Below are 8,870 nucleotides of genomic sequence, written 5' to 3'. Positions count from 1 at the left end.
GCTCAGGAGCGGCCAAAAAATCTGGAAAATCTGCCAGCTTTCGCGAGAGTCAAAGGCACTAGCCAGTCGCCATAACGACAAAAAACCGTCACCAAAAACACCCACTCGTTCTGCCCTGTTGGCACCTCTTCACATTCTTTCAAAATTCCCATGGAACTTTTATTTGACGTCTGGAAGCCGTAAGAGCCCTTATTTTCAAAGGCTTCTTCCTTGAACAATGTGCCGCTTTTTTCAGAGGACATAAGTTTTTTTCGACATAAGCCTTATGAGAAATTCTTCTTAGGTTTGCCGCAGGATGTTCTTAGCTGTGTTGTTACAAGGTTGAAACGGTTTTGATCTTAAATACGTCAATATTCTGGCGACACAGAAGCACAACAGACCTCAGGAGATGCACCCCATGCGCGTTTTATCCCCTCTTTGCAGCGCGGTTTTGCTGGCGATGGCCTGCTCTTCTTCTGCGCAGGCCATGTCGCTGACCGAAGCGATCCAGAGCACCATTGCGACTCATCCGGAATTGGCGCAACGGGTGGACAGCCGTCTGTCGGCCAATGAAGACGTCAAGGTCGCCAGGGGGGGCTTCTTCCCGTCGGTGGATTTGAATGCCGGCTACGGCCGTGGCTACAGCGACAACCCCAATACCCGCGCCTTGGGCAATCACAACACCAACACCCTGACCTACACCCAGTCGGAGCTGCGCCTGCGGCAGATGCTGTTTGACGGGTTCAACACCAGCAATGAGGTGGAACGCACCAAGGGCGTGGTCAATTCCCGGGCCTATTACGCCCAAGGCACCGCCCAGGACCTGGCCCTGCGCACCATCGAGGTCTACCTGGAAGTGCTCAAGCGCCGCGAACTGGTGACCCTGGCCAAGAACAACCTGCAGGCGCACCTGCGGGTTAACGACCAGATCGGTCTGCGCACCCAGCGCGGCGTGGGCAGCACGGCCGACTCCGATCAGTCCAATGCCCGTCGGGCGCTGGCAGAGAACAACTACGACACCGCCCAGGTCGACCTGGCCGACGCCGAGGCGAACTTCTACAGCGTGGTCGGGCGCATGCCCGATGAGCTGGAAGCACCGCCCTCGACCAAAGGGGAAATGCCCGCCGACCTGCGCGAAGCCCAGCAAAGCATGGTGGACAACCACCCGTACCTGAAATCGGCCCAGGCCGACGTGCAGTCCGCCGAGAGCCAATATGAAGTGGCCAAGTCGCCGTTCTACCCGCGCTTCGACGCCGAGGCCGCGGTGGGCGCCAATAACAACATCGGTGGCGAAGAAGGCCACGACAACAATTGGCGGGTCGGTGTGGTGATGAACTACAACCTGTTCCGCGGCGGCAGCGACAAGGCCCGGCTGGCGTCCAACGCGCACCAGATCGACCAGGCCATGGACATCCGCAACAACGCCTTGCGCCAGCTCAATGAAGACACGCGCCTGGCCTGGAACGCGATGCTCAACGCCCGCAAACAGACTCCTACCGCCCGGGAATATGCCGACACCACTGCCCGCGTGCGGGCCGCCTATCAGGATCAGTTCGGTCTCGGCCAACGGACCCTGCTCGACCTGCTCGACAGCGAAAACGAGCTGTACAACGCCAACCGTCGCTACACCGAAGTGCGCTACACCGAGGAATACTCGATGTACCGGGTGCTGGCGAACATGGGCCTGTTGTTGAGCAAACAGCGGATCGTGCTGCCGGCCGACGCCATCGCCCAGACCGAAGTCAAGAGCGAAGCGCGGTTGCCCGAATTGAAGTAGCCCATTGGGAGCGATCAATGTGACCAGCATGGAACCCGCTACCCCTGGCGCCGACCCGCGCCTGAGCTTCGATGACCCTCTGCTGGATGGTCTGTTGATCCTCTGCAAACTCCATGGCGCGACGGTCAGCCGCGCCAGCCTCAGCGCCGGGCTTCCTATGGCGCACCAACGGCTGAGCCTGGACCTGCTGCCACGCGCAGCGGCCCGGGCCGGTTTGCAGGCACGTTTGCTGCGCCGGGGCCTGGCCGAGATCTCGTCGCTCAATTTGCCGGTCATGCTGATTCTGGCCGGTGGCCGTTGCGCGGTATTGCGACGCTGGCACGAAGACGGCCGGGCGCTGATCCTGCCCTGCGAAGCCGACGGCGGCGAGCAATGGGTCAGTCGCGAGGAATTGATCGCCGACTACGCTGGCCAGGCGCTGTTCGCCCGGCCGCGCCATGAACTCGAAGATCTGCGCTCGCCCCTGGTGCCACGGGTCGAAGCGTGGTTCCGCGACACCTTGAAACTGTCGCGCTGGCTGTACAGCGACGCGATCCTGGCGAGTCTGCTCATCAACCTGCTGGGGTTGATGGTGCCGCTGTTCGTCATGCAGACCTACGACCGCGTGGTGCCGAACCAGGCCACGTCCACCCTGTGGGTGTTGGCCGTGGGACTGTTGATCGGCACCGGCTTCGAGCTGGTACTGCGAGTAGTGCGTGCTCACCTGCTGGACAGTGCCGGCAAGAAAACCGACGTGATCCTCTCCGCTACCCTGTTCGAACGCATCACCGGCATGGCGATGAAGGCCCGGCCGGTGACCATCGGCGGGTTCGCCCAGAGCATCCATGACTTCCAGGGCCTGCGGGAATTTCTCACCGCCGTGACCCTCACCAGCCTGATCGACCTGCCCTTTGCCGTGCTGATGCTGTTGGTGATCGGCCTGCTGGGGGGCTGGCTGGTGGTCATTCCGGTGGTGGCGTTTCCCATCACGGTGATCTTCGCGATGATCATCCAGGTGCGCCTGCGTGATACCGTACAAAAAAGCCTGGCCCTGGGTGCCCAGCGCCAGGCCCTGCTGATCGAAACCCTCGGCGGCCTGGAAACCCTCAAGGCCTGCAGCGCCGAGAGCGAGCGCCAGCATCAATGGGAAAGCACCCACGGCGCCCTCACCCGCCTGGACAGTCACGCACGCAACCTCTCGGCGCTGGCGACCAACGGCACCCTGTTCCTGCAACAACTGGCCGGCATGACCACCATCGTCGCCGGGGTCTACAGCATCATCGCCGGCAACCTCAGCGTCGGCGCGCTGGTGGCGTCCTACATGCTCGGCAGCCGGGTCCTGGCGCCACTGGGACAGATCGCCGGGCTGATCACCCGTTACCAACAGGCCCAACTCACCATGCGCAGCACCGACGCTCTGATGGCCCTGCCCCAAGAGCGCGATGCCAAACAGCGGCCGCTGGACCATACCCAATTGCAGGGAGCGCTGGACGTCCACGGCGTGACGTTCCACTACAACGACCAGAGCACACCGGCGTTGTCGAACGCGAGCTTGCACATCAAGGCCGGCGAACGGGTCGGGATCATCGGCCGCAGCGGCTCAGGCAAAAGTACCCTGGCGCGCCTGGTGATGGGATTTTATGAACCCCAGGAGGGCCAGTTGCTGCTCGACGGCCTGGACCTGCGGCAACTGGACGTCGCCGACCTGCGCCACCAGATCGGCTACGTCGCCCATGACCTGCCGCTGCTGGCCGGCAGCCTGCGCGACAACCTGATCCTCGGTGCCCGCTACATCAGCGATGCCCGCATGCTCGAAGTGGCGGAACTGACCGGTGTCAACGAACTGGCCCGCCAGCATCCCCAGGGGTTCGATCGCCCGGTGGGCGAGCGCGGCCAACTGCTTTCCGGCGGCCAGCGCCAGGCCGTACTGCTGGCCCGGGCCCTGCTGCTCGATCCGCCGATCCTGCTGCTGGACGAACCCACCAGCGCCATGGACAACAGCAGCGAAGACGCCTTGCGGCAAAAGCTGCATACCCACATCCAGGGCAAGACCGTGCTGCTGATCACCCACCGCACTTCGATGCTGAGCCTGGTGGATCGGCTGGTGGTGCTGGACAACGGCCGGATCGTGGCGGATGGGCCGAAAGAGGTGGTGATCGAGGCGCTGCGCAAGGGGCGGGTGGGTTCCGGAACGGCCTAGCAAGCACCGCAGAACTTTTGTGGCGAGGGGATTTAGCGAAACGTCGCACCGCCCCGCTGGGCTGCGAAGCGGCCCTAAAACCTGACACCTCGGTATAACAGGCAGATTGAGTTGACTGGTTTGGGGCTGCTTTGCAGCCCAGCGGGGATAAATCCCCTCGCCACAAAAGCCTTATCCGGTATCACTTCACTTAACCGACGGGTATCCCCATGTCTGCCCAAACATCCGATCCAGCCACCCGAAGCTACTTCGGCAGTTTCAGCAAAAGTGCCGAGAGCGAGTTCATGCCGGAAACCGCCGGCGCGGCGCTGCAGGACTCTCCCCGTCGATCCCGCGTCACCGTGTGGCTGGCCGCCGGGCTGATCGTCACCGCGCTGGTGTGGGCGAAACTGGCGATCCTGCAGGAAGTCACCACCGGCGAAGGCAAGGCGATTCCGTCGAGCAAGGTCCAGGTGATCCAGAACCTGGAGGGCGGCATCGTCACCGAGATTTTCGTCCGTGAAGGCCAGATGGTGAACAAGGGTGACACCCTGCTGCGCCTCGACGACACGCGGTACCGGTCGAACAAGGGCGAGAGCGAGGCCGACCGTTATGCCTTGATGGCCCAGGTCCAGCGTTTGTCGGCGGAGGCCGAAGGGCGGCCTTTCCAGGTATCGGCCGAAGTGACCGCCAAGGCACCGCAAGTGGCCGAGGACGAGCGCTCGCTGTATGAACAACGGCAACGGCGCCTGGCCAGCGAACAACGGACCCTGACCGAACAACTGCGGCAGAAAACCCAGGAGCTGGCGGAGTTTCGTTCCAAGCAAAGCCAGTTCAGCTCCAGCCTGGCCCTGCTGCAAGAGGAAATGAACATGTCCGCGCCGCTGGTGAGTACCGGTGCGGTGTCACCGGTAGAGATCCTGCGGCTCAAGCGCAGCGCGGTGGAGATCCGCGGTTCGCTCAACGCCACCACCCTGGCGATCCCCCGGGCCGAATCGGCGATCAATGAAATCAAGAGCAAGATCGACGAATCGGAACAGACCTTCCGCTCCGACGCGGCCAAGGAACTCAACGAGAAACGCACGGACCTGTCGAAGATCACCGCCTCGAGCATCGCCATCGACGACCGCGTGACCCGCACCACTGTCGTTTCGCCGGTGCATGGGGTGATCAAGCAGCTCAAGGTCAACACCATCGGCGGCGTGGTGCAGCCGGGCAGCGACATGGTGGAAATCGTGCCCATGGAAGACAACCTGCTGATCGAAGCCAAGGTCCGCCCGCAAGACGTTGCCTTCCTCAATCCGGGCCAGAAAGCCATGGTCAAGTTCAGCGCCTACGACTACACGATCTACGGCGGGCTGAGCGCCCGGCTCGAACTGATCGGTGCCGATACCATCACCGACGACAAGGGCAACAGTTTCTACCTGATCCAGGTGCGTACCGATAAGAACCATCTGGGCGGCGACACCAAACCGCTGCTGATCATTCCGGGGATGGTGGCGACGGTGGACATCATTACCGGGGAGAAAAGTGTGCTGGATTACCTGCTCAAGCCGGTGTTGAAGGCGCGGACCGAGGCGATGCGCGAGCGGTAACGGCCTGATCGTTCCCACGCTCTGCGTGGGCACGCATCCTGTGACGCTCCGCGTCACGCTTGGGGGACGCTGAGCGTCCCTGGCGGCATTCCCACGCGGAGCGTGGGAACGATCATCAGTGGGTGTGGTTACGCTGGTAAGTCTCCTCCCCCATCGCCGCAATCTGCCCCTCAATCAACGCCTCGAACGGCCTGAGCAACGGCTCGAAACCCACCGGTGCTTCCAGCACCTGCAACGCCTGGACAATCGCCTCCACCGTCGACAATGCGCCCGGTCCCGGAGCCTTGCGCAAGCGGTAACGGGACACCCCGCCATCGGCCATGGTCACCCTCGGCAACGCCGCCAGCAACGGATTGAGGTGCAGCAACTTGCGCGCCTTGCGCCAGGTACCGTCCGGCACCACCAATAGCAGCGGTTCATCGGACGGCGCATAGGCCTGCATCGGTTGCGCATTCTCGCCGGGGAACAGCAGGCAGGCCCGATAACCCGGTTGATTGAGCAACCGGGGCAGATCCTCGAACACCTCGCCCACGACCAGCTCCGCATTGTTGAGCCCCAACGCCGCCAGCCGGGCGGTGTTCAAGGCGTGGTTCACTTCGCTGGGATGTTGCAGCAGCAAGACCCGGGTGCGGCTGTCGAGGCTGGGGATCAGCGGGCACAGGCAATGGCTTTGCGGCCTATGGCAGCGCGGGCAATGAATTCTGGACATGACGGCACCTCAGGCCTGGTTGAGCTGCGCCTTGAGCAGGTCGCGGAAAGTCTGGATCAGCGGCTCGCGGCTGCGGCCACGGCGCACGATCATCGAAAACGGCGCCTGATAGCCGAACGTGGCCGGCAACAACACCCGCAGGTCGCCCTTGTCGACCCAGGCCTGGGCATAGTGCTCGGGCAGGTAGCCGATGTAGGCGCCGGACAAGACCAGGATCAGTTGCGCCTCCATGCTCTCCACCGTCGCGGCGCTGTGCTTGAAGCCGTGGCGGGCCAGTTCGGCCTGGCTCCAGTAACCGCGCCCGACCATGCGCTGCTGGGTGATGAGTTGTTCGGGGATACGCCGTTCGTTGAACAGCGGGTGACGGTTGCTGCAATACAACCAGTGTTGTTCGCGGTACAGGGGCATGTAGACCAGCCCGCTCATGCGCGTGGAAAACGCACCGATGGCGAGATCGAGGCGGTTGTCCTGCACGCCGAGTTGCAGTTCGTAGGGGCTCATGACCGACAGGTGCAGGTGCACCGCCGGGTGCTCGAGGCTGTAGGCGCCGATGGCTTCGGCGAACGGCAGGGCCTTGTCACTGACGGTGGAATCGATCACCCCCAGGTTCAACGTGCCGCGCAATTCTCCCTTGAGGGCGGCGGCATATTGCTCGAAACCTTCAAGCTCACCCAACAGGCGCAGGGTTTCCTGGTGGAACAGCTCGCCCTTGCTGGTCAGGCTGAACCCGCCCCGGCCGCGATGACACAACACCAGGCCCAGGGCCGACTCAAGCTGGCTCATGTAGGTGCTGATGGCCGAGGTGGAGAGGTTGAGCTCGTGCTGGGCATTGGCGAACCCCTGGTGCCGGACCACGCTGACGAAAATGCGCAGCAGTTTCAGGTCGGGTAGAGCGTTGGTCATTGGGGTTTCTCCGTACCGGCGGGTCACTGCAAAACTTTGTGGCGAGGGGATTTATCCCCGCTGGGGCGCGAAGCGGCCCCGAATCCTGACACCTCGGTGCATCAGGAATATTGATTGGGGCTGCTTCGCAGCCCAGCGGGGCGGTGCGACGTTTCGCTAAATCCCCTCGCCACAGGGTATCCATCAGGGCCAACAGCAAGCGCCTATCTGGACAGAAGTCTATCGCCCCGCCCCGCATTAGTTTAGAAAATTCTGAACTAAGTATTTGCCCCCAGGGATTCTTCACGGCCACGGCTTTTCGCAGAATCGGCCCCTGATAACTAAAACAAACGATGAGGCCCTACCCGTGGACAAGATTCTTCACCAACCACTGGGCGGCAACGAAATGCCGCGCTTCGGCGGCATCGCCACCATGATGCGACTTCCCCACGTGCCCACCGCCGCCGGCCTGGACGCTGCCTTCGTCGGCGTGCCGCTGGACATCGGCACCTCCCTGCGCGCCGGCACCCGATTCGGGCCTCGGGAGATCCGCGCCGAATCCGTGATGATCCGCCCCTACAACATGGCCACCGGTGCCGCGCCGTTCGACTCGCTGTCGGTGGCCGACATCGGCGACGTGGCGATCAACACCTTCAACCTGCTGGACGCGGTGCGGATCATCGAGGAGTCGTACCACAAGATCCTCGAACATAACGTCATCCCGCTGACCCTGGGCGGCGATCACACCATCACCCTGCCGATCCTGCGGGCCATCCACAAGAAACACGGCAAGGTCGGCCTGGTGCACATCGACGCCCATGCCGATGTGAACGACCACATGTTCGGCGAGAAAATCGCCCACGGCACCACCTTCCGCCGCGCTGTGGAAGAAGGCCTGCTCGATTGCGATCGCGTGGTGCAGATCGGCCTGCGGGCCCAGGGCTACACCGCCGATGACTTCAACTGGAGCCGTCGCCAGGGTTTCCGCGTGGTTCAGGCCGAAGAATGCTGGCACCACTCCCTGGCACCGCTGATGGCCGAAGTCCGCGAGAAAGTCGGCGGCGGCCCGGTCTATCTGAGTTTCGACATCGACGGCATCGACCCGGCCTGGGCACCGGGCACCGGCACCCCGGAAATCGGTGGCCTGACCACCATCCAGGCCATCGAAATCGTGCGCGGCTGCCAAGGCCTCGACCTGGTCGGTTGCGACCTGGTAGAAGTCTCGCCACCGTACGACACCACCGGCAACACCTCGCTGCTGGGCGCCAACCTGCTGTACGAGATGCTCTGCGTACTGCCCGGCGTGACCCATCGCTGAGGCGCCGTCATGAACGAACGAGATCAAGTACTCAGGGCCGCCGCGGAATTGGTGTCGGCCTTCGCTCGCAATGACCGCGACGCCTACTTCGGTGCGTTCACCACCGACGCGAGTTTCGTGTTCCACACCCTCGAACAGCCCCTGCTGTCTCGCGATGCCTATCAGGTGCTGTGGGATCGCTGGCGGTCCGAGGAGGGTTTCGAGGTGCTTTCGTGCTCTTCGAGCAACGCCTTCGTCAGCCTGCAAGGGGACGTGGCGGTTTTCATCCATGACGTGGCCACCGAGCTGCGCATGCTAGGGGAGCGACACTTTAGCCAGGAGCGCGAAACCATTGTGTTTCGCCAAGAACAACAGGGCCTATGGCTGGCCTGCCATGAACATTTGTCCGCAATGCCGGAAGGGCTGCCACCCTTTAGCCAAACAGGCGACGCTCACATTCGATGAGCGCGCCG

The 8,870-nt window shown here is 62.8% G+C and carries 8 protein-coding genes; 5 read left to right on the top strand and 3 right to left on the bottom strand.

Annotated elements, in window-relative coordinates:
- Window positions 1-2: 2 nt before the first annotated feature.
- The gene (locus LOY67_RS07460) at window positions 3-242 is read right to left on the bottom strand and encodes a hypothetical protein (RefSeq protein ID WP_265066608.1); all 240 of its coding nucleotides are present in this window, start codon (window positions 240-242) and stop codon (window positions 3-5) included.
- 155 nt (window positions 243-397) lie between these two features.
- On the opposite strand from LOY67_RS07460, the gene LOY67_RS07455 reads away from it, so the two are divergent.
- The 3 genes from LOY67_RS07455 (at window position 398) to LOY67_RS07445 (ending at window position 5,509) form a co-directional block, all read left to right on the top strand.
- Window positions 398-1,756, top strand: a complete 1,359-nt coding sequence (locus tag LOY67_RS07455; RefSeq protein ID WP_265066607.1) for a TolC family outer membrane protein — start codon at window positions 398-400, stop codon at window positions 1,754-1,756.
- 19 nt (window positions 1,757-1,775) lie between these two features.
- On the top strand, window positions 1,776-3,935 hold the full coding sequence (locus tag LOY67_RS07450) for a type I secretion system permease/ATPase (RefSeq protein WP_265066606.1): 2,160 nt from the start codon (window positions 1,776-1,778) through the stop codon (window positions 3,933-3,935).
- Window positions 3,936-4,144: 209 nt separating this feature from the next.
- Complete coding sequence (locus LOY67_RS07445) at window positions 4,145-5,509, top strand: HlyD family type I secretion periplasmic adaptor subunit (protein WP_265066605.1); 1,365 nt, start codon at window positions 4,145-4,147, stop codon at window positions 5,507-5,509.
- Window positions 5,510-5,624: 115 nt separating this feature from the next.
- Here LOY67_RS07445 and LOY67_RS07440 read toward each other — a convergent pair whose 3' ends face one another.
- Window positions 5,625-6,218, bottom strand: coding sequence for a tRNA-uridine aminocarboxypropyltransferase (locus tag LOY67_RS07440; protein ID WP_265066604.1), 594 nt, complete (start codon window positions 6,216-6,218; stop codon window positions 5,625-5,627).
- 9 nt (window positions 6,219-6,227) lie between these two features.
- A complete protein-coding gene (locus LOY67_RS07435) occupies window positions 6,228-7,121 on the bottom strand; it encodes a LysR family transcriptional regulator (RefSeq protein ID WP_265066603.1) in 894 nt (297 codons plus the stop codon).
- Between the two features lie 346 nt (window positions 7,122-7,467).
- Here LOY67_RS07435 and speB point away from each other — a divergent pair, with 346 nt between their 5' ends.
- Window positions 7,468-8,418: an agmatinase gene (gene speB / locus LOY67_RS07430; RefSeq protein ID WP_265066602.1), complete on the top strand. Its 951-nt coding sequence runs from the start codon at window positions 7,468-7,470 to the stop codon at window positions 8,416-8,418.
- Between the two features lie 9 nt (window positions 8,419-8,427).
- A complete protein-coding gene (locus tag LOY67_RS07425) occupies window positions 8,428-8,862 on the top strand; it encodes a YybH family protein (protein WP_265066601.1) in 435 nt (144 codons plus the stop codon).
- The last annotated feature ends 8 nt before the right edge of the window (window positions 8,863-8,870 follow it).

Source organism: Pseudomonas sp. B21-056, assembly GCF_026016325.1.
Classification (GTDB): Bacteria; Pseudomonadota; Gammaproteobacteria; order Pseudomonadales; family Pseudomonadaceae; genus Aquipseudomonas.
Note: the sequence above shows the minus strand (reverse complement) of the source record. Positions and strands in the feature narration are given on the sequence as shown.

Coding starts and splice junctions, on each gene's coding strand:
- LOY67_RS07440 (WP_265066604.1), bottom strand. CDS start 6,218: ATGTCCAGAATTCATTGCCCGCGCTGCCATAGGCCGCAAAGCCATTGC.
- LOY67_RS07445 (WP_265066605.1), top strand. CDS start 4,145: ATGTCTGCCCAAACATCCGATCCAGCCACCCGAAGCTACTTCGGCAGT.
- LOY67_RS07460 (WP_265066608.1), bottom strand. CDS start 242: ATGTCCTCTGAAAAAAGCGGCACATTGTTCAAGGAAGAAGCCTTTGAA.
- LOY67_RS07435 (WP_265066603.1), bottom strand. CDS start 7,121: ATGACCAACGCTCTACCCGACCTGAAACTGCTGCGCATTTTCGTCAGC.
- LOY67_RS07455 (WP_265066607.1), top strand. CDS start 398: ATGCGCGTTTTATCCCCTCTTTGCAGCGCGGTTTTGCTGGCGATGGCC.
- LOY67_RS07425 (WP_265066601.1), top strand. CDS start 8,428: ATGAACGAACGAGATCAAGTACTCAGGGCCGCCGCGGAATTGGTGTCG.